17 protein-coding genes and 1 other annotated feature are annotated in these 21,806 nt (G+C 46.1%); of the genes, 10 read left to right on the forward strand and 7 right to left on the reverse strand.

Features of this window, described 5'->3' with window-relative positions; genetic code table 11:
* Positions 1–268: 268 nt before the first annotated feature.
* The 3 genes from clpB to rluD form a co-directional block, all read right to left on the reverse strand.
* A complete protein-coding gene (clpB, locus tag VOA_RS16530; RefSeq protein ID WP_001235063.1) occupies positions 269–2,842 on the reverse strand; it encodes an ATP-dependent chaperone ClpB in 2,574 nt (857 codons plus the stop codon).
* 124 nt (positions 2,843–2,966) lie between these two features.
* Positions 2,967–3,689, reverse strand: a complete 723-nt coding sequence (pgeF, locus tag VOA_RS16525; protein WP_000577153.1) for a peptidoglycan editing factor PgeF — start codon at positions 3,687–3,689, stop codon at positions 2,967–2,969.
* Between the two features lie 2 nt (positions 3,690–3,691).
* Complete coding sequence (gene rluD / locus VOA_RS16520; RefSeq protein WP_000941109.1) at positions 3,692–4,666, reverse strand: 23S rRNA pseudouridine(1911/1915/1917) synthase RluD; 975 nt, start codon at positions 4,664–4,666, stop codon at positions 3,692–3,694.
* Positions 4,667–4,820: 154 nt separating this feature from the next.
* On the opposite strand from rluD, the gene VOA_RS16515 reads away from it, so the two are divergent.
* The 6 genes from VOA_RS16515 to yjjX all read left to right on the forward strand — a co-directional run bounded on the left by VOA_RS16515 (position 4,821) and on the right by yjjX (position 11,752).
* Positions 4,821–5,543, forward strand: coding sequence for an outer membrane protein assembly factor BamD (locus VOA_RS16515; protein WP_000877201.1), 723 nt, complete (start codon positions 4,821–4,823; stop codon positions 5,541–5,543).
* Positions 5,544–5,954: 411 nt separating this feature from the next.
* Positions 5,955–6,281: a ribosome hibernation-promoting factor, HPF/YfiA family gene (hpf, locus tag VOA_RS16510; RefSeq protein ID WP_000783367.1), complete on the forward strand. Its 327-nt coding sequence runs from the start codon at positions 5,955–5,957 to the stop codon at positions 6,279–6,281.
* Positions 6,282–6,386: 105 nt separating this feature from the next.
* Positions 6,387–6,508, forward strand: a sequence feature (Phe leader region).
* Positions 6,509–6,519: 11 nt separating this feature from the next.
* Entirely contained in the window at positions 6,520–7,695 is a 1,176-nt protein-coding gene (gene pheA / locus VOA_RS16505; protein WP_000130281.1) for a prephenate dehydratase, read from the forward strand.
* 185 nt (positions 7,696–7,880) lie between these two features.
* Positions 7,881–8,921: a polyamine ABC transporter substrate-binding protein gene (locus VOA_RS16500; RefSeq protein WP_000595737.1), complete on the forward strand. Its 1,041-nt coding sequence runs from the start codon at positions 7,881–7,883 to the stop codon at positions 8,919–8,921.
* Entirely contained in the window at positions 8,905–11,265 is a 2,361-nt protein-coding gene (mbaA, locus tag VOA_RS16495) for a biofilm architecture maintenance protein MbaA (protein WP_000773101.1), read from the forward strand. Before VOA_RS16500 ends, mbaA begins: the two co-directional genes overlap by 17 nt.
* Before the next feature lies 1 nt (position 11,266).
* Complete coding sequence (gene yjjX, locus VOA_RS16490) at positions 11,267–11,752, forward strand: inosine/xanthosine triphosphatase (protein WP_032468141.1); 486 nt, start codon at positions 11,267–11,269, stop codon at positions 11,750–11,752.
* 192 nt (positions 11,753–11,944) lie between these two features.
* Here yjjX and trpR read toward each other — a convergent pair whose 3' ends face one another.
* On the reverse strand, positions 11,945–12,256 hold the full coding sequence (gene trpR / locus VOA_RS16485; RefSeq protein WP_000250621.1) for a trp operon repressor: 312 nt from the start codon (positions 12,254–12,256) through the stop codon (positions 11,945–11,947).
* A gap of 54 nt (positions 12,257–12,310) precedes the next feature.
* Positions 12,311–14,257 (reverse strand): murein transglycosylase, encoded by a 1,947-nt coding sequence (gene sltY, locus VOA_RS16480; RefSeq protein WP_000985064.1) that lies wholly within the window; start codon positions 14,255–14,257, stop codon positions 12,311–12,313.
* A gap of 361 nt (positions 14,258–14,618) precedes the next feature.
* Here sltY and ettA point away from each other — a divergent pair, with 361 nt between their 5' ends.
* Both ettA and VOA_RS16470 read left to right on the forward strand, forming a co-directional pair.
* Complete coding sequence (ettA, locus tag VOA_RS16475; RefSeq protein WP_000852858.1) at positions 14,619–16,286, forward strand: energy-dependent translational throttle protein EttA; 1,668 nt, start codon at positions 14,619–14,621, stop codon at positions 16,284–16,286.
* 213 nt (positions 16,287–16,499) lie between these two features.
* The gene (locus tag VOA_RS16470; RefSeq protein ID WP_000570788.1) at positions 16,500–16,871 is read left to right on the forward strand and encodes a PilZ domain-containing protein; all 372 of its coding nucleotides are present in this window, start codon (positions 16,500–16,502) and stop codon (positions 16,869–16,871) included.
* Positions 16,872–16,935: 64 nt separating this feature from the next.
* On the opposite strand, the gene tyrA is transcribed toward VOA_RS16470, so the two are convergent.
* Both tyrA and VOA_RS16460 read right to left on the reverse strand, forming a co-directional pair.
* Positions 16,936–18,063, reverse strand: a complete 1,128-nt coding sequence (gene tyrA, locus VOA_RS16465; RefSeq protein ID WP_000257630.1) for a bifunctional chorismate mutase/prephenate dehydrogenase — start codon at positions 18,061–18,063, stop codon at positions 16,936–16,938.
* A gap of 12 nt (positions 18,064–18,075) precedes the next feature.
* Positions 18,076–19,149 carry a 3-deoxy-7-phosphoheptulonate synthase gene (locus VOA_RS16460; protein WP_000747934.1) on the reverse strand — a complete coding sequence of 358 codons (1,074 nt, stop codon included), beginning with the start codon at positions 19,147–19,149 and terminating at the stop codon, positions 18,076–18,078.
* 241 nt (positions 19,150–19,390) lie between these two features.
* On the opposite strand from VOA_RS16460, the gene VOA_RS16455 reads away from it, so the two are divergent.
* Together VOA_RS16455 and btsR are read left to right on the forward strand one after the other, a co-directional pair.
* Positions 19,391–21,067 carry a sensor histidine kinase gene (locus tag VOA_RS16455; protein WP_000364249.1) on the forward strand — a complete coding sequence of 559 codons (1,677 nt, stop codon included), beginning with the start codon at positions 19,391–19,393 and terminating at the stop codon, positions 21,065–21,067.
* A 9-nt stretch (positions 21,068–21,076) separates the two neighbouring features.
* Entirely contained in the window at positions 21,077–21,790 is a 714-nt protein-coding gene (gene btsR / locus VOA_RS16450) for a two-component system response regulator BtsR (RefSeq protein ID WP_000947377.1), read from the forward strand.
* Positions 21,791–21,806 lie beyond the last annotated feature (16 nt).

The following is a 21,806-nucleotide window of genomic DNA, read 5'->3' on the forward strand; positions in this document are numbered from 1 at the left end:
AGAGTCAAACTCTTTTTTCAACTTTCTTCATCGAAGCGTTTTAGCCTTACTGACTGGCTCTGAAGCCTTGCGGCGCCTGCCGTGTCAGTGAGGGCGCATTATAGGGAGGATTTAAAATCTGGCAAGCTCTAAAATGCTTTTTTTATACTTTTTCAGTCCAAGCGAACAAATTAACAACAAAACCACTAAAAAGCGCACTTTTATGCTCAATTAACAAGCAAAAGAGCCACTCGAAGTGGCTCTTTTATTTATCTAGCTAAGGCGTCTGCTACTGGCTTGCGAAAATATTCCCCTCTTTTACCGATAGTAAAATAGGTGAACCAGGCAGGAACCTTCCAGCCAGAATCGATTTCGCCAGTGGGTTTTCCACATTTTGCTGAATCGCACGTTTCAGTGGACGAGCACCGTAGACCGGATCGAAGCCAACATGAGCAATCAGATCCAGCGCCTCATCATCAACCTCTAGTTGGTAATCTCGCTCAGCCAAACGCTGACGTAGGCGGGCTAACTGAATAGAGGCGATCGACTTAATATGCTCTTGGCCTAATGGATGGAATACCACACTTTCATCCACTCGGTTTAGGAACTCCGGACGGAAGTGTTTGCTAACCACATCCATCACTTGTTCTTTGATGCCTTGGTAGTCCAACCTTGCAAAGTTTTCCTGAATTCGTCCTGAACCCAAGTTGGAGGTCATGATCACCACGGTATTTCGAAAATCGACCGTGCGCCCTTGCCCGTCCGTCAAGCGGCCATCATCCAAGACTTGCAACAGAATATTGAAGACATCCGGGTGCGCCTTTTCTACTTCGTCGAGCAAAATCACCGAGTAAGGTTTACGGCGCACCGCTTCCGTTAAGTAGCCACCTTCTTCATAGCCAACATAACCTGGAGGCGCACCAACTAAACGAGCAACCGAGTGTTTCTCCATAAATTCCGACATATCCACGCGTACCATGGCATCTTCGCTATCAAATAGGAAGTTGGCCAAGGTTTTACAAAGCTCGGTTTTACCGACCCCTGTTGGCCCCAAGAATAAGAAGGAGCCAATCGGACGATTTGGATCAGAAAGCCCTGCACGACTGCGGCGAATCGCATTCGCGACCACTTCCACCGCTTCTTTTTGGCCAATCACGCGTTTATGCAGCACTTCTTCCATGCGCAGTAGCTTTTCTTTCTCGGCTTCGAGCATCTTTGAAACAGGAATACCGGTCTGTTTTGAAAGCACTTCGGCAATTTCTGCATCCGTCACTTTATTGCGCAGCAGAGTCATTTCCTGCATTTCTGCTTGCGCGGCCAGATCGAGCTGCTTTTCTAGCTCTGGAATCCGACCATATTGCAGCTCTGACATGCGGTTCAAATCCCCCGCACGGCGAGCCACTTCCAGATCCATCCGCGCTTGCTCTAATGCTGCTTTAATATGCTGTGTACCAGAAAGTGCCGCTTTTTCCGCTTTCCACACTTCTTCCAACTCTGCGTAATCGCGCTCTTTCTCTTGCAACTCTTCATTTAAGATCGCTAAGCGTTTTTCACTGGCTTCATCGTGCTCATTGGAGAGCGCTTGCTGCTCGATTTTCAATTGGATTATTTTGCGTTCCAGCTTATCCAGAGCTTCCGGTTTGGAGTCAATCTGCATCCGAATGCTTGAAGCGGCTTCATCGATCAAATCGATGGCTTTATCAGGCAACTGGCGATCGGAAATATAGCGATGCGATAGGCTCGCTGCCGCCACAATCGCCGGATCAGTGATTTCGACATGGTGATGCAGCTCATAACGCTCTTTCAACCCACGCAAGATAGCGATGGTATCTTCCACCGTGGGCTCATCCACCAACACTTTTTGGAAGCGACGCTCTAACGCTGGATCTTTTTCGATGTATTGGCGGTACTCATCTAAGGTCGTTGCGCCAACACAATGCAATTCTCCACGCGCCAAAGCTGGTTTGAGCATGTTGCCAGCATCCATCGAGCCTTCACCTTTCCCCGCCCCAACCATGGTGTGCAGCTCATCAATGAAGAGGATGATATTGCCTTCTTCTTTCGCTAACTCATTGAGTACTGATTTCAAGCGCTCTTCAAATTCGCCGCGGTATTTCGCCCCAGCCACCAGCGCGCCCATATCTAAAGACAATACGCGGCGTCCACGTAGGCCTTCTGGCACTTCATTATTAATGATGCGCTGCGCCAAACCTTCCACTATCGCAGTTTTACCCACACCGGGTTCACCGATGATCACTGGGTTGTTCTTGGTTCGGCGTTGCAGAACTTGGATAGTTCGGCGAATTTCATCATCACGACCGATCACAGGATCGAGTTTGCCCTGCTCAGCACGTTCAGTCAGATCGATGGTGAATTTTTCCAATGCTTGTCGCAGTTCTTCCGCATTCGGGTCATTAACCTTTTGTCCACCACGAATCTTCTCTATTGCTTCAGAGACTTTTTTCTCGGTCAGTCCAAACTCTTTGAGTAAGTGACCCAGTGGCCCTTTGTCCTCAATCGCAGCAAGTAGATAGATTTCAGAGGAGATGTAGGCATCTTGACGCTTTTGCGCGACTTTATCACACAGATTAAATAGTGTGCCTAACGCCGAAGAGAGCTGCACATCACCACCAATACCACTCACTTTCGGGAGTCGATCCAACATCTCGCTCAGCTTAGAGCGCAGTTGCATCACATCGACATTTAGCATGGTGAGTAATGGGCGGATCGGACTGCCGTTTTGATCCAACAGTGCCACCATCAGGTGCACAGGTTCGATATATTGATGATCACGCCCGAGCGCTAATGACTGGGCATCGGAAATCGCGATCTGAAATTTGCTCGTAAATCTGTCAAGACGCATACAAACCTTCCTAACCTCATCTGAGATAAATTGAATACGTTAGGAAAGATGGTTATCACGAGCCAGATTTTCAAGGGAAGTGGAGGAAACTTTCTTGTTGTTTGATATGGGTATGGATGAAGGCTTACTCTTCAAGCCAAATAAAGGCCGCTTGTCGCCCCGTCACTCCATCTCGGCGATAGGAATAGAAGCGATCCGCATCCTGATAGGTACACAAACCACTATCAAAGACTTGCTCAATACCTAATTCATGCAAACGCAGTTTGACTAACTGACTCATATCCGCCAGCCATTTGCCCTGTTGTGCACGAGGAGTGAAAGCGTATTCGGCTTGAGGATGGTGAGCAACAAAAGCGGCGAAAACATCTTCCCCCACTTCAAACGCCTGCGCGCCAATCGCAGGGCCAAGCCACACCATAACATCGCCAGACATTCTTGCCGCTGTTTGTTCAACAATGCCATTCAGCAAACCACGCCAACCGGCATGTACAGCCGCGACTTGGGTACCAGTGCGATTGGTCATTAATACTGGTAGACAATCTGCCGTCATTGCCGAGCACACAATCTTCGGCGTTGAAGTGATGAGGCCATCGGCATCCAACACTTGCTCAGTCGGAGCATCAACATTGAGTACCACCGTGGAATGGGTTTGATTGAGCCAAATGGGTGAACTTGGCATCGTTGATGCTTCCACCAACGATTGCCGATTACGCAGTACAAGTTCAGGATCATCCCCAACATGCATACCTAGGTTTAGCCCTTGATAAGCACCTTGTGAAAAACCACCGTGGCGAGTCGAACTAAACGCTTTGACTTGTTTGGGTGCATTCCAGTTGGGGAAAATCATGCTTAATACTCTTCTGTACGATTTTGCTTGGCATCTTCACGCAATGCGAGCGTCATCTCGACCATGTCGTCAGGTACCGGTGCATGGAATTCGAGCTCTTCACCCGTAATTGGGTGTTCAAATTTCAGCATCACCGCGTGCAGCGCTTGGCGATCGAAGCCACGAATCATCTCCGTTAACTCTTCTGACGCCCCTTTCGGAATACGCGCACGACCACCATAGGCAGTGTCACCTAATAGGGGATGTTGCAAATAAGCCATGTGCACACGAATTTGGTGAGTACGGCCCGTTTCTAAACGCAAACGCAAACGCGTGTGTTCACGGAAATGTTCCGCAACACGGTAATGCGTGACGGCGTGTTTACCCATTGGTGAAACCGACATCAAAGTACGCTTAGTCGAATGACGACCAATCGGCTTATCAATCATGCCACCTGCGGTCATCGTGCCAATCACAATCGCTTCATACTCACGAGTCACATCGCGCTTTTGTAGCGCACGTACAAGGTGAGTTTGCGCAGGAACCGTTTTCGCAACCACCATCAAACCAGTGGTGTCTTTATCAAGACGATGGACGATACCCGCACGTGGCACTTCAGCGATCGGCGGATAATGGAATAGCAAGGCATTAAGCACTGTGCTATCTGCTTGTCCCGCACCAGGATGCACCACAAAGTCACGCGGTTTGTTAATAACGATAATGTCGTCATCTTCATACACGATGTTGAGTGGCAAATCCTGTGCTTCCCAGCGCTGTTCGTCTTCGAGTTCAGCCTGAACGACAATCACCTCGCCACCCATCACTTTCATGCGCGGCTTAGTGATCACTTCGCCATTTACGGCAATCTTGCCTTCCAACAACCACTCTTTTAAGCGTGAGCGGGAAAAATCGGTAAATAATTCAGCCACAGCTTGGTCAAGACGTTGACCAAGCTGGCTCTCTTTTACTGTTTGAGTTAATTCAATCTGATGAGCCATATCGAACTTTTTAAAAAACCGTGAGACTAATAGTCACTAGTATGGAAAAATACGCCGACATTGTATCTGTTACTGCCAAGAAAGTAACGAAACGATTTGCGCGCGGTTTACGCACCTATTGAAAAGCAAGATTTGCAAGGAATTCCACCCTGACATGAAATACCAGACTTTATCAGGCCTACTCGCGTTATCCCTGTTATTTGGTTGCTCTAGCAGCCCAGAAGTGGTGCCTGATGTACCGCCATCCGAGCTGTACTCAGAAGCCCAAACCGCGCTGCAAAGCGGTTCTTGGTTAACCGCTATCGAAAAACTCGAAGCGCTTGATTCACGCTATCCGTTTGGTGCCTACTCAGAGCAAGTACAACTCGATCTGATTTATGCCTACTACAAAAACGATGACCTTGCGTTAGGTTTAGCGACTATTGAGCGTTTTACTCGCCTTAATCCCACCCATGAAAAAATGGACTGGGTATTGTATATGCGTGGTTTGACTCACATGGCGCAAGATCGCAACTTTATGCACGACCTGTTCAATGTCGATCGTAGTGACCGCGACCCTGAACCTGTGAAATCGGCTTTTGCGGATTTTAAGAAACTACTACAACGCTATCCAAACAGCCCCTACGCGGAAGATGCTCAGCGCCGTATGTATGCATTGAAAAACCGATTAGCAGAATACGACCTAGCGACTGCCGATTTCTACTTGCGCCGAGAAGCATGGATAGCAGCGATTAATCGCACTCAAGAGTTGCAAAAAACCTACCCAGATACGGAAGCGGCACGAAAAGCATTAGATATACAGCTTGAAGCCTATCAACAGCTCGGAATGACTGAAGCCGTTGAACGTACAAAACAATTGATGAAGCTTAACCCATAACTTAAAGCGTTAAACCCATTTAAAAAAGAAGAGCCACATAAAATGTGGCTCTTCTTTTATCTATTCTGTTCCATCTTTTTCTAAACACTGGCTCACTTTAGATTAACCTCACCACCATTGAGAAGCAGATCACAAAAAATCAATACTGCATTTTCACTCAACAAGGGTTTTCAGGCCGAAACAAAGCGCTAAAAAATCGGAAATTTTTAGTCTCTACTTACTCGAATCTAGCGTTTTTATAAGAGATAACAAGCTTTTTCTTCACTTCATCCGCACGAGATTTGCGATAGATCACGTTTATTTCACATCAATAAAACTCGCTCAATAAAGGTGACATTGGTCACATTATTTCCCCTTTAGCGAGGTAATCTGAACTTAACCCATAAGGGATGACACAGAGGAAAACGTTATATGAAAATGAACATCACTGGTAAAAACATCGAAATCACCTCTGCAATCCGCAACCATATTGAGGGTAAATTCAAAAAATTAGAAAAATGGCAAGTTGACATCATTGGTTGCCAAGCCTGCTTTAGCGAAGAACCGAATAAACAGAAAAAATTTGAAGCAGTCGTTAGCATTCCACGCGGCCAGTTAGTCGCCTCAGCGATTCACGAAGATTTGTATGCCGCCATTAACGAGGTAGAACAAAAACTCGAACGACAATTGAATAAACTACGCCACAAACCGGAAGCTCGCCGTGCAGACAAGCCAGAACTGAGTGAAGAAGTCGAATAACCAGTATTATGGAGAGATAGCGCCTTAGGGCGCTATTTTTTTGCTTGACGCTCTCTAGGGGCTTGCTTATTGTGTGCTGACTTACTTGGATAAATATGCACTTATGACACCTCATTTCCTGTACTTTTTTGACTTCTTTTTTCTCCAATAACCTTGGAGGCTCGCTCGTTGTCAAAAGACAAGTCAAAAACGAACAGAAAGCCTCCTCTTCAGGGGGCTTTTTTATAAGGATAATTTTATGACAGACAAACAATACTCACTCGATGACATTCGCTTAAGACTGAACGAACTCGATGACCAACTGCTGAACCTGCTGTCGGAACGACGCAAAATGAGTATTGAGGTCGCCAAAAGTAAGGTAGAAACCGCCAAACCAGTACGCGATCCGGCTCGTGAACAACAATTGCTCGTCAAACTCATCAATGCAGGAAAAGAAAAATATCAACTCGATCCCCAGTACATAACCAAAATTTTCCACACCATCATTGAAGACTCCGTTTTGCTTCAGCAAGCTTATCTGCAAAACCTTGCCAATCCGCAAAGCCGCAAACCTTTAGCACGTGTGGCCTTTTTAGGCGCCAAAGGCTCTTACTCACATTTGGCTACTCGCGAATATTTTAGCCGTAAAAACACAGAGCTGATTGAGCTTAACTGCGATCATTTCAAAGAGGTGGCAAGAACGGTTGAATCTGGCCATGCCGATTATGGGGTATTGCCAATTGAAAACACTAGCTCTGGTTCAATTAACGAGGTCTATGATTTACTCCAGCACACCACTTTGTACATTGTTGGCGAACTAACTCAACCAATTGAACATTGCTTGGTCGCAACACAAGATATTCGCTTAGAAGATCTGAAAGTGCTCTATTCACATCCACAGCCTCACCAGCAGTGCAGCGAATTCCTCAGCCGTCTGAAAGGCGTGAAATTAGAAAGCTGTGCTAGCACTGCGGATGCCATGAAGAAAGTGCAAGAACTTAACCGTTCTGATGTGGCTGCAATTGGAAACTCAGCCAGTGGGAAGTTGTATGGTTTGCAACCGATTCAAGGCAATATAGCCAACCAAACAGAAAACCACACCCGCTTTATCGTAGTGGCTCGCAAACCCGTTGAAGTGTCGCCACAGATCCCAGCCAAAACCACGTTGATAATGTCAACTTCACAAGATGCGGGCTCATTAGTTTCAACTTTATTGGTATTGCAACGTTACGGGATCAACATGACCAAGCTTGAATCGCGCCCAATTATGGGCAATCCATGGGAAGAAATGTTCTACGTCGATTTAGAAGCACACATTGATTCCGATGAGATGCAGCAAGCTTTGGCTGAGCTAACACACCTGACTCGACACCTCAAAGTGCTTGGTTGTTATCCAAGTGAAAACGTCAAACCAACGCAAGTAAAATTCATTTAGCGTCAAAAAATTGAACCATTAAAGCTGACAGTCGCATAAGTCGTGATTATAATGCCATCAAATTATACATATAGTTAGGTGATCCAGGCTGTCAGCGCAGCCAAAATATTGGCTTTTACGCTGTTTCATTATTTTGTTGGATCGTGACCCATTTTGTAATAACAAATAGGTATCCGTATTCGCAAATGATCAAACGCTTTCTGTCGCTGATGGTACTGAATACTGTCTGTTATCAAGCCAGCGCTTTGGAGCTGAATGTCTACCTTTGGGAAGATACCATTGCCCCAAGCGTGATTGATAAATGGCAAAAACAAACGGGTCACTCAGTCAAACTTTACCACTTTGATAACGATGATGAACGTAGCTTACTCATGCTTAAAAGCGTTCAACTACCGTTTGACATAATGGTGTTGGATAACGTTTCTGCCTTTATATTCTCTCGGCAAGACGCGTTTGAAAACCTAACCGACCTCCCCAATCGCAACAATAATGACCTCCAGTGGCTACAAGCTTGCGGTACTAATGCCATCCCTTATTTCTGGGGCTCCGTCGGTATTGCTTATCGAAAAAGCCGCTTTACACAACCACCAAGTCAATGGAATGAGGTCATCAATATCGCTCCTGAGCATCGAGGCCATGTCGGCATGCTCAAAGACAGCGTCGAGACGCTGCTTCCTGCGCTTTATATACTCAAAGCATCTCCGATAACGGAATCGCTCGACCTGCTCAAGCAAGCTTATCACCTACTCGATACGGCTAAGCCCAATATTCTGACCTATGAGTATGTACTGAGTTATGTACGCAGCCATCCTCAAGCTGACAATCTACATATGGCAGTGGCTTACAGTGGTGATCACTATTCACTCAATCGTTTTTTTAATCAGCAAGATTGGGGGTTCATCGTTCCTGAGGGACGTCCCTATCTTTGGGTTGACTGCATGGCGGTTAATAGTTCTTCGCCTAACACACTTGAAGCGAAAGCTTTTTTGGATTTTTTGATGCAGCCAGAGATCGCTGCTGTCAATGCACAATACATCCGAGCCGCAACACCAAACTACAAAGCACGCGCTTTGCTTCCCGCTGAACACCGTGACGATAAATCTATTTATCTTTCTGAGCAGCGCCTTGCTGAAGGGATTATCGACAGCGAACTCTCGGCGAAAAACCTCAGCTTGCGCGCCAAAATCATCAGCAGTGTGACTCATCAATATGAAGCTAAACCATAGAATTCTATTACTGATAGCGCCGGTGATTCTGTTGAGTGCAGCAGCATCAAGCTACATCATTTACACCAGCCAAAAAAATGCCTTACTCAAAAGAACGGATAGCTACCTGCAGTTAAATATCGAAAAATTGGCCAGCCATTATCGACAAGCCCAAGCTCTTGTTAGCAGTTATGCCTTCACGTTAGCGAAAAGCGACATCATTCGCCACTACTTCTCGTTAGAAAAAAATCCGTATCGTGAATTAGAGTTAGTCGATAACCTGCGTGAAACTCTGCACATTCTACAGCCTAGTGAAAAGCAACTCGTTTCCCTGTCGATTCTTAATGGCAATGAAGAATTGCTCTATTACGCAGAAAACAGCTCGGATCCATTTGCTGAAATAGACCCAAAAGTGCTGGCCTACATTAAACAACGGTTACTCTCCACCCAGCATACTTCCGATATTAGTTACACCACTAATTCTCAAGGTGAAGGCGTATTGGTGCGTTATGACATGTTGGATACTCAAACACTCTCAACACCACTAAGTTACAACCGACAAAATGTCTTTTTCGTGGTGGTCTATGTCGTTCTAGATCAGTTTAATCAACTGCGTAAAAAAATTGAATTTGATAATCAAAGCCCGATATTTTTTACTGATACCCCCCCCAGTTATCGACTCGGACTAACCCAATCAGTCGAATTGCAACCTGGGTTTTATGCTATTTTAGACCCAGCTCCAAGATTGATTAATGCCAAACTCCATTCGATTCAACGAGAGCTCTTACTCTCATTTGGTGTATCAGCACTCGTTACTGTATTGCTCCTTTTGCTTCTTCTCTATCGTCACGTGATTAACCCCATTCTCAATTTGGATAAACAGCTAGAAGAGGTCGAAAATAACAAGCGTAAGAACATTGAAAAATTACACACGGATGATGAGATTGGACGACTTTCTTCGCGTTTTTACGCTATGTACACCGAGCTTCACTCCACTTATCAACGTACAAAAGCACTCGCTGAAAATGATCACTTAACTAAGCTGGCTAACCGTTATCAGTTTCAAGTGCAGGCCGATCTCCTCTTATCGCGCTGTTATGACACTCAACATATCTGGGTACTGTATATCGATTTAGATAACTTCAAATACGTCAATGATAAATATGGCCACCAGATCGGTGACTCGCTCTTGGTTAGTTTCGCGTCTCACCTTCGTCAATTATGTAAAAACTTTGAAGCCAGCCATAATGCCTACAGCATTGCCGCACGCTTATCTGGGGATGAATTTGCCATTTTGTTAGTGGCACCGAAGCGATTTAATGATTGCGCGAACATTATTGCTCAACGAGTATTGGCCCCTATTCAAAACCAAGATAACTCTCCGCTGAGCCATTTCCCGATCACCGCCAGTATTGGTATTGCAACGTTTCCTAACGATGGTGATCACATTGAAAAGTTACTGCTCAATGCAGATACCGCGATGTATCAGGCCAAAAATGCCGGAAAAAACCAGATCGCCTATTACTCACAGGCCTTAGATCAAATTGTGCAACGCCGTAACAACATTGAACGAGCGTTACGATTAGAACTTTTCGATCAAGAATTCAAATTAGTTTATCAACCCTACTTCGCCTGCTCAGGAAAGCGTTTAATGGGTTTTGAAGTTTTACTGCGTTGGCAATCTCAATTATTGGGGGAAATCTCGCCGGAAGAATTTATCCCAATAGCTGAACAAACAGGGCTGTTTGGCGCCATAGACCGCTGGGTGATCACTCAAGCATTTAGAGAGTTTACCGATCTACAAGCCATGTTTAATGAACCGATTCAGGTTTCCATCAATCTCTCTTCTGCCGAGCTCAACTCATTAAAACTAGCTCAGTACATCCATCAGCAAGCGGAACACTTTGGAGTACCCCCACGGTGGATCGACTTTGAGATAACAGAAACGTTTGCCGCTGACTCTCAAAGCTTTCCTTTGCTTCATGAACTATCCCGACTTGGTTATGGGCTCACCATTGATGATTTTGGATCTGGGTACACTTCCATTACTCAATTGGTCCAATATCCTGTACAAAAGATTAAGTTTGATCGCCAATTTTTAGATACACTCATTGCTACCAATAAACAAAATGTTATCCGCCCACTGATCGACCTTTGTCATTCACAAGAAATGAAGGTCACCGCAGAAGGTATAGAGAGTGAAACAATGCATCAATGGTTAGCCGATTATCGATGTGACTATATGCAGGGTTTCTACTTTGGCCATCCGATGAATCTTGCAGGGATCCATCAATGGTTGAATTCATCAAACCAGAAAAAGAAGAGTTATGCGCAAGATCATTATTGCTTCTCAGAACCCAGCTAAAGTGAATGCGGTTAAAAGTGCATTCACTACGGTTTTTCCTGCTCAAGAGTGGGAATTTGTTGGGGTTTCTGTCGCTAGCGAAGTCGCCGATCAACCAATGAGCGATGCAGAAACCAAACTTGGCGCACTCAACCGAGTAAAAAACGCCAAGCAACATCATCCGCAGGCGGATTACTACGTTGGGTTAGAAGCTGGCATTGAGGACAATAAAACCTTTGCTTGGATGATTATCGAATCCGCTAATCAGCGAGGAGAATCTCGCAGCGCCTGCTTAATGCTCCCCCCACGAGTGCTTGAACGATTAACACAGGCCAATGAACTCGGCGATGTGATGGATGAAGTCTTTGGCACTGAGAATATCAAGCAAAAAGGCGGGGCGATCGGTTTATTAACTCAACATCATCTCACGCGGAGCACCGTCTACCATCAGGCTTTAATTTTGGCGCTGATCCCTTTTATCAATCCTGAACACTATCCTTGTGCTTAATCGAACATATGGCTTGTGGAATCTCAAGCCATTGATTCTCCCCTAATACGAAATCCAATATACCAAATTGATTGACGTTGCAGCTAGGCGACAGGTGAATGAACCACCCCATGAACATCGACACACAGGGTGATTTAAGTGAACAAGCGTAACCAACACCACAGCTGCTTCAAGTAGAAAGGTAATACCTTCCTACGGTTTTGCATCATCATGCAGCACTAACAATTCAGATAACGCGGCTTTCTCTTGTTCAGAACGTGATTTGAGCTCATTTGAACCTCGAGTGATGGTTGCAATACCCACTCCAAGCATCTGGCTAATTTGACGCTGAGACATTTCGCCATTCAATAACTCATGCACAATATTGACTCGAGCAATTAAAGCTTCACGTTCATCTGGTGTCATCAAGAGCGTCAACAGCATTTCATGCTGTTCTTGCTGTGCGGCCTGCTTAACCAGATCCAAAACTTGCTGCCACTCACTGAAATAAGGTTGCTGTACCATGATTGTACTCGCTAAGTGATACACCGACTTATTGTAGTGCAGCAAGTTTAGGAATCAATACCTTGTATTTAACTCATGATCATTAAGAAAATGCCCCTGCACTCCCATCAAATCTCGATAATAGGTTTCAAACATTAAAATATTCTGTACATAGCCACGGGTTTCAGCAAAAGGAATCGCCTCTATAAAGCCATACGCATCTAGCTGGCCTTGACTGAGTTTAAGCCAACTATCGACTCGGCTCGGCCCTGCGTTATAAGCAGCAAAAGCCAAAATACGATTCTGATCATAACGCTCTAATAAACTACTCAAGTAACGGCTACCAATTTCGATATTCTTGCCCACTTGATATAACTCATCGGGATTGGAATAACTCAGTTGATATTTCTTTGCTGTGTAACGCGCGGTATTAGGCATAATTTGCATTAAACCACGTGCTCCTACTGGTGATTGAGCATCAGGGTTGAGCGCACTTTCTTGTCTGGCTAGGGACATCAAGGTAATGGGATCAATACCATTTTTCTGCCCATGTAGCTTAAATAAGTTTTGATGAACAACTGGGAAACGCAACTGGTTGTTATCCCAAAGACTTGCCGAAATAGTCGCTGTAATTGTCATCTGATACCAACCCACATTGGCAGCGTAAGCGGCTAACATCTCTTTATCTTTCTGTGAAACACGATCAAGCAACCAACGCCATTCACTTTTTGCAGCCACTACTTTATCGAGTGCAATCAGTTCATCAATTCGAGTTAAAGCTTTTTGATGTGGCTTGATCAATTTCTTATCCAAGCTAATGGTACTCGTTGGATAACTCACCGATTGTTGCAAAACTTTTGCTGCCGCCACACTGTAAAAACTGCGCTGTCCCAATAAAGATTTTAAACGTTCAGCCCCTTCCTTCTTCTTACCTAGTGCTATTTCACTTCGTCCTTGCCAATATTGCCAACGCAATGAATTACGCTCCTGCTCCGGTAAAACAGAAATCCATTGGACGAGCTCTCGCCAATGATTTTCTCGCAGCGCCAAACGAGCCCGAGCCTCAATCAACCGGACACTGTCGCTACTACGGACAACCTCATCGCGCCATTTAGCGAGCGCAACATCTTCCGTGTCCATCAAGCGAATCGCAATAAATTGAGACAGTCGATTTTTTTGCTCTCGATTCCAAGCTTGAGTTTTAGCAATATCGTTGAGAGCGGATTGGGCGGCCTCAGGTTCAGATCTCGCCCATTTCTGTAAAGCCAATTCTACTAGTTTTTGATTGATCGGATCTTGTGTCGCTTTGCGGCCATATGCCAACACTCGTTCCGGTTTATCAAACAGTTCAAGCATGGCCTGCGCTTTGGCTTGCGATTTTTTGCCATCCAACTTTTTCTGCAGATAAACCATCAAGTTTCGGTTGCGTCCTTCAAAGGCAAGCAGGCTTCGTTTCAACACCCACTCATCCGTCAGTCCGCCGATGCGCTCCCACTCTTTAAACAGTGGATCACAAGCATCGGCAATACTCGCTCCATTTAGCCAAAGTTTTTTCGCGCCTTCAAATGCTTCAGTGTGTTTTCCAGTCTGCAATTTGGCATTGTAGTAATGACATTGATACGTCTCGCCATTGGGCGGTTGAGTTTGAAATTGCAGCAACGCCGCCCATTTTTTATTTTGCGCCAAAGCATCTAGATAAGGCGCTGCAACTCGAGCAGAGAAAGGATATTCTTGGTGGCTATCAATAAAATTGCGCACCGCGATCGGTGGCTTACTACCGAGATCAATCAGGAATGCCCGATAGTCGAGATAAGGGGTTAGCGGATAGTTTGCTATCTGTTTGCGAATGCGTTGGTATTCCGAGATATTCTTTTCATCCAACCAACGCTGTGCTTTATCATATTGAGCTCTCTGCGCCTCTAAATCCAAAGCACTCGCGCTAGCAGAACCCACTGCACATACCGTGGTGAACATCAAGATCGAAACAAGGCTACGCGGCTTAAATACCGTCAGGCGCATCATGAGATCTCTTCCTTAAAATCAGTGTGATAACAAATTATTACGCGTAATCTCGCCTTAAATGTAAAGACAAGTGGCGTAAACTTAACGCAAATAATGCAACATTTTGTTGAATTTCCCACTATCGCGAGCGATGAAATAAAAAACTTGAATACTAATGGATTTATTCATCATTAAGACCTTGGTAAATTTGACTTAATTGTATTAACAGAGTGCAAAGAGTTCGCGCTCCACTCTCATCAGATAAGAAAGTAATTAAGAATTTTTTACTCGAGCTGAAAAGCGGGAGCTCTAGTAACAAAACGTCTGTCTTTGGTATAGAATAGTGACTTTATTCCGTTTGAAAGATTAGGAACGATCGGCAATGGCTGAATACGTATATACCATGTCTCGGGTGAGCAAGATTGTGCCACCTAAGCGTCAAATTCTGAAAGATATCTCCTTGAGTTTCTTCCCAGGTGCCAAAATTGGTGTTCTGGGTCTTAACGGTGCGGGTAAATCAACCCTGCTGCGTATCATGGCAGGCATTGACAAAGACATCGATGGTGAAGCTCGTCCACAACCAGGTCTTAAGGTGGGTTACCTACCTCAGGAACCCAAACTGGACGAGAATAAAACCGTACGTGAAGTAGTTGAAGAAGCTGTTGCTGATGTCGCTCATGCCTTAAAACGTCTTGATGAAGTTTATGCGGCATACGCTGAACCTGATGCGGATTTTGATGCTCTGGCTAAAGAACAGGGTGAGTTGGAAGCGTTGATCCAAGCAAAAAACGGTCACAACCTAGATAATGCACTAGAGCGCGCTGCCGATGCGCTGCGCCTGCCTGAATGGGATGCACAAGTGAAATTCCTGTCGGGTGGTGAGCGTCGTCGTGTGGCGATCTGTCGTCTACTGCTGGAAAATCCAGACATGCTGCTGCTCGATGAACCGACCAACCACTTGGATGCAGAATCAGTCGCTTGGCTAGAGCGTTTCTTGGTCGATTACGCAGGGACTGTGGTCGCGATTACCCACGACCGTTACTTCTTAGATAACGCCGCAGGTTGGATTCTGGAACTTGACCGTGGTGAAGGTATTCCATGGCAAGGTAACTACACTTCATGGCTAGAGCAAAAAGATGCTCGTCTGAAGCAAGAAGCCTCTCAAGAAAAAGCGCGCCAAAAAACCATTGAGAAAGAGCTGGAATGGGTTCGTCAGAATCCAAAAGGCCGTCAGGCAAAATCGAAAGCGCGTATGGCACGTTTTGAAGAGCTGCAAAATACTGAGCACCAAAAACGTAACGAAACCAACGAGCTGTTCATTCCGCCTGGTGAGCGCCTAGGCGACAAAGTGATTGAAGTGAAAAACCTCACCAAATCATTCGATGGTCGTGTTCTGATCGATGATCTTTCTTTCAGCATGCCGAAAGGCGCGATTGTGGGCATCATCGGCCCGAACGGTGCCGGTAAATCAACCCTATTCAAAATGCTGAGCGGTGTAGAACAACCAGATTCAGGCACGATCGAACTCGGTGATACCGTGAAACTGGCATCGGTGGATCAGTTCCGTGACAGCATGAACGACAAGCACACCGTATTCCAAGAGATTTCTGAAGGTGCGGATATCATTCGCATCAACAACTTTGAAATCCCAGCTCGTGCTTACTGTTCACGCTTTAACTTCAAAGGCGTCGATCAGCAAAAAGTAATTGGCGAGCTGTCTGGTGGTGAGCGTAACCGTGTCCACTTGGCAAAACTGCTTAAAGCGGGCGGCAACGTGCTGTTACTCGACGAACCCACCAACGATCTGGACGTCGAAACATTACGTGCTCTGGAAGAAGCGCTCCTTGAGTTCCCGGGCTGTGCCATGGTGATCTCGCATGACCGTTGGTTCCTAGACCGTATTGCAACCCATATCCTTGATTACCGTGATGAAGGTAAAGTGAACTTCTACGAAGGTAACTACACTGAGTACATGGAGTGGCTGAAACAAACGCTAGGCTCACAAGCGGCAGAGCCTCACCGTATCAAGTACAAGCGCATTACCAAATAAAATGCCTTTAGGTATCAAACTCAGAAAAGGTCGCCATGCGGCCTTTTCTTTTGCCATTTTTTCAATCAAGCCAGTGCTTAAAAATGTTGAGCTCTTCACTCTTTGCGGATTGTTTGTGATTAACTAGGCTTATTTCAGCATGGGTTCGGTGATTTTTTACACCCTTTGCTATGCTTACTTTATCTGTAAGCTGTCTTTGTTTGAGAGAACCCTATGATCGAAAAACGCCGCTTTTCACGAGTGCTGTACCAAGCGCCAGCCACCTTAAGTCAAGGGGACAAACAGTTGGCTACTTGCATTCAGGATTTGTCACTGCACGGATTGCTGCTCTGGTCAGAAGAAGAGCCGGATTTAGATACTCATGCGTTGGTGAATGTGGTTTTTACCCTACCAGATAGTGATGTGACTTTATCGCTAAGCGCAAAAATCATCAGCATTCAAGATCGGATCATCCGAATGGCGATCAATCACATTGATATCGAAAGTATTGGGCACTTGCGCCGCTTAGTGGAGTTGAATGTGGGAGATGACAGCTTATTACACCGCGATCTAGAGCATCTTTCCGATTTGGGGTTACATCAATAACCCCAAGCTCGCTTTGAGCTTGGGATGCTATCGACACTAAAAAGCTCAGATGCAAATAACCGTTTTAGACGCGATGAATCGCGTCATTGGCTTGCTTGAGCAAATTTTGGCTTTCATTCATAAACTGTTGAGAATAATCCCCAAACCACTGACTTACCCGTTCAAACTGAGCTACAAAACTCGCCTTATCTCCCGCGCTCACCAACTCAACCGCCTCGCTTAAGCAGCGATGAAAACGCTGAATCATCTCAATATTATCCGGTGATGAGAGAATAATATCGCCGTACAGATGGGGATCTTGCCCAAATAGCCGTCCGACCATGGCGAGCTCTAAACGGTAAATCGGTGAGCTGAGTTTCAGCAGTTGTGCCAAGTTCGGGTTCTCTTTAGTTAGATGCAAGCCATAAGCAAAGGAAGTGAAGTGGCGCAGTGCTTGGATCAGTGTCATACCACGATCATGTTCGGCCGCATCAATCTGGCATAAACTTGCGCCCCAAATAGCAAACTGTTGCAAGAGCCATTGGTAGTGTTCATTGCCTCGACCATCACAATAAACAATGACCTGCTTCGCCAAGCTGGGAACGTCTGGACCAAACATAGGGTGCACCCCAACCACTGGGCCTTTGTGCACTTGTAGCATGGCGGCAAGCGGCTTGGCTTTGATTGAGGTGAGATCGCACAAAATGCAATCGTCCGGCAACTGGCGCAGCTTTTCAATGACACCGAGCGTCAAATGGATAGGTACCGTGACTACCACTAAGCCAGCATCACTGAGCAGTTCATCCGCTTTGTCCCAATCTTGGCTGCCCAGCACTTTGACTTGATAGCCAGAGAGTTTAAACATACGGCCAAATAGTCGCCCAAGCTGACCGTTACCACCAATGATCACCACGGAACGTAACTCAGGATTGAGGCATTTAAAGCCGGAGTCCTTTTCACTGGCGTAGGATTCGCGCATGGTTCGGCGCAAAATATCTTCAATCAGTTGGGACGGAACACCTTTGCTTTCCGCTTCCGCTCGACGTGAAGCGAGCATCGCCGCCTCACGATCGGGGGCATAAATTGGCAAGCCATAACGGCTTTTCACTTGCCCGACCTGCTCCACCAATGCCAGACGGCGGGCCAATAACTCCACCATCTGTTTATCGACTTCGTCGATTTGGTCGCGTAACTGATTCAACTCTACGGCCATGTTCTATCCTTGTTATCCTTGCAAACGATTGTGCAAAAAGGGAATAAGTTCCTGATGCGCACGACGTAATAATGCCTCAGTCGTTGACCAATTTATACAGCCGTCAGTGATCGAGACTCCGTATTGCATTTTTTCACGAGGCAGATCCGAAGACTGATTTCCTTCATTAAGATGGCTTTCAATCATCAGGCCAATGATCGAGCGATTGCCTTCACGGATTTGATGAATCACATCTTCTGCCACCAACGGCTGGCGGCGGTAGTCTTTACGTGAGTTCGCATGGCTGCAATCCACCATCAAAGAGGGTTCCAAACGCGATTTTTGCATCTCTTCTTCACATTCCGCGACAGAAACCGAATCGTAGTTGGTCTGTTTGCCACCACGCAAGATCACATGCCCATTCGGGTTGCCTTGTGTAGTGAGCAGTGCCACTTGTCCTTCGCGGTTAATTCCCATAAAGCGGTGACTGGAAGAAGCGGCCTGCATCGCATTAATCGCCGTTGCCAAGTTACCATCCGTGCCATTTTTAAAGCCAATTGGCATGGAAAGGCCACTTGCCATCTCGCGGTGAGTTTGTGATTCCGTGGTGCGCGCACCAATCGCCGCCCAACTAAAAGTATCCGCCAAGTATTGTGGGCTAATCGGGTCCAACGCTTCGGTTGCCAATGGGATTTCCATTTCGGCCAAATCGACCAAGAGTTGACGCCCGACATGCAGACCGTGTTCGATATCAAAACTGCCATCAAGATGCGGATCGTTAATCAGCCCTTTCCAACCGACTGTGGTACGCGGTTTTTCAAAGTACACGCGCATCACTATGTAGAGCTGGTCGCTCAGCTGCGCCGAGAGTGCTTTAAGTTTTTTGGCGTACTCTTTCGCCGCATCCACATCATGAATTGAGCAAGGGCCACAGACGATCAGCAAGCGAGGATCGCGTTTGTGGATAATGTCCGCCACCGTCTGGCGTGACTCACGAATAAACTTACGCGCCTTGTCGCTGAGTGGAATCTTGGCTTTTAAGGCATCTGGGGTGATCAATATCTGTTCATCACTGATATTCACATCACTCAATTCACTTTTTTTCATCTCATCACCTGTAATTTATTATTTACACACCCAACAAGGTGAGCTGGAAACTTAAACAGAAAACACGTTAACAGACTTTAAAAACAATGCAAGTGTAAATTTAAACCAACATTTAATGTAAATTAAAAATTACATCACTCATTTAATGACACTTGGCACACAAACTGGGGAATAAAGCGTGTTTTGTTCGCTTTGAGTATCTTAAAATAAGCCGTTTTTCCGCTCAGACGATGGACAGGTTATGGATCTCATCCTCTCATTACTGCAACAGATGTGTGTTTACCTTGTTCTCGCCTATATGTTGAGTAAAACGCCGATCTTCATTCCTTTACTTAACATTTCTGGTCGGTTTGACCACAAAATCAGTGTTTATGTTCTGTTTTCACTGTTTTGCATTATGGGCACCTACTTTGGCCTGCAGATCAATGATGCGATTGCCAATACGCGTGCCATCGGCGCTGTAATGGGGGGTCTGTTTGGTGGACCTGTGATTGGTTTTGCGGTTGGCCTCACCGGAGGCTTACACCGCTATACCTTAGGGGGATTTACCGATCTCGCCTGCGCGATTTCCACCACCGCTGAAGGTTTAATTGGCGGCTTGCTACACACCTATTTGCTGCGCAAAGGCAAAGGGAAATTACTGTTTAGCCCAAGTATTGTCTTTGCGGTGACCTTATTTGCCGAAATTGTGCAGATGCTGATCATCTTGGTCGTGGCGAAACCGTTTGAACAGTCTTACGCGCTGGTTTCCACCATCGCCGCGCCGATGATCATTGCTAACTCAGTCGGTGCCGCACTGTTTATGAGCATCTTGCTCGATCGCAAAACCATTTTTGAAGAGTATTCCGCGACGTTTTCACGCCGCGCTCTGAATATTGCCGAGCGTTCTGTTGGTATCCTTGCTGCCGGTTTTAACCCAGAAAACGCCAACAAAATTGCCCGAATCGTGTATGAACAGACCAATGTCGGCGCGGTCTCGATCACCGATCGCGAAAAGATTCTCGCCTTTGTCGGGATTGGCGATGATCACCATAAACCGAATACACCGATCAGCTCGCAAAGCACGCTCGATGCGATTAATCGCAACGCCATCATCTATCTCGATGGCAAAGAGCATCCTTATCAATGTTCTTTGTCTCCGACCTGTAAACTTGGCTCTGCGTTAATCATTCCATTACGTGCGGGTGATCGGGTTATCGGCACCATCAAACTCTACGAACCTAAACGTAAGCTGTTTTCCACCATTAACATGTCGATGGCGCAAGGCATTGCACAACTGTTATCCAGCCAGATCCTGTATGGCGAATATCAACAAAAACAAATCCTGCTCTCGCGAGCGGAAATCAAACTCCTGCAAGCGCAGGTTAATCCACATTTTCTGTTTAACGCACTCAATACCATCAGTGCGGTGATCCGCCGTGAGCCAGATAAAGCTCGCGAGCTGATTTTGCATCTGTCGCAATTTTTCCGCAGCAACCTCAAACAGAACGTCGAAACCGTCACTTTGCGTGAAGAGCTTGCCCACGTGAACGCTTACCTCACTATTGAAAAAGCGCGCTTTAGTGACAGGCTCGATGTGGACATTGCGATTGATGATGCCCTGCTAGAACGTAATGTTCCCAGCTTCACTTTGCAGCCTTTGGTGGAAAATGCCATCAAACACGGCACCTCTAACCTACTCGAAGCTGGCAAAGTGCGCATTTACAGTGAAATGGTTGAAGGGGGAATGCGCGTCGTGGTGGAAGACAACGCCGGGCTCTATCAGCCTCCGAGTGAAGATTATGATGGTTTAGGGATGCAAATTGTTGAAAAGCGCCTCACCAACAAATTTGGTCTTAAGTCAGGGCTACAGATTGAGGTCGCGCCACAAGAGTACACGCGAATGAGCTTTGTCATTCCACAGCAAGGCACTTACTAAGGGATTAACATGTTATCTGCACTACTCATTGACGATGAACGCTTTGCCCGTGAAGAGCTCGCGGAACTCTTAGCGGAAAGTGGCCAGATTGAGGTCATCGGCCAAGCCAGCAATGCAATTGAAGGGTTGAAAAAAATCAATCAGCTCAAGCCAGATGTGGTGTTTTTGGATATTCAGATGCCGCAAATTTCGGGCATTGAGCTGCTGAGTATGCTTGACCCAGAGACCATGCCTGAGGTGGTGTTTGTTACCGCCTACGATCAATATGCGCTGCAAGCGTTTGAAGATAACGCGTTTGACTATCTGCTCAAGCCGGTCGACACCGAACGTTTAGCCAAAACCGTGCAGCGTTTGCTGCGCCAACATAAGAAAAGTGACTACTCACCACTGACGCAACCGAGCTTAGATCAGATACCTTGCACGGGTTTAAACCGAATTGTGCTACTGCCGATTCATGAAGTGGAATTTGCCTACAGTGACATCAGTGGCGTCAATGTGCAGACTGCGCAGCAAAAAGCGACCAGTCAATTGACCTTGAAGGTGTTGGAAGAGAAAACCGCGTTAGTGCGCTGCCATCGCCAGTACTTGGTGAATTTGAAAGCGATTCGCGAAATAAAACTGTTAGAAAACGGGCTGGCGGAGATGATCACTCATGCAGGCCATAAGGTTCCGGTCAGCCGTCGTTATCTTAAAGAGCTGAAAGAGATGCTGGGATTTTACTGATCCCAGCTCCACTTCG

The sequence above is a fragment of the Vibrio sp. RC586 genome (assembly GCF_000176715.1).
Taxonomy (GTDB): Bacteria; Pseudomonadota; Gammaproteobacteria; order Enterobacterales; family Vibrionaceae; genus Vibrio.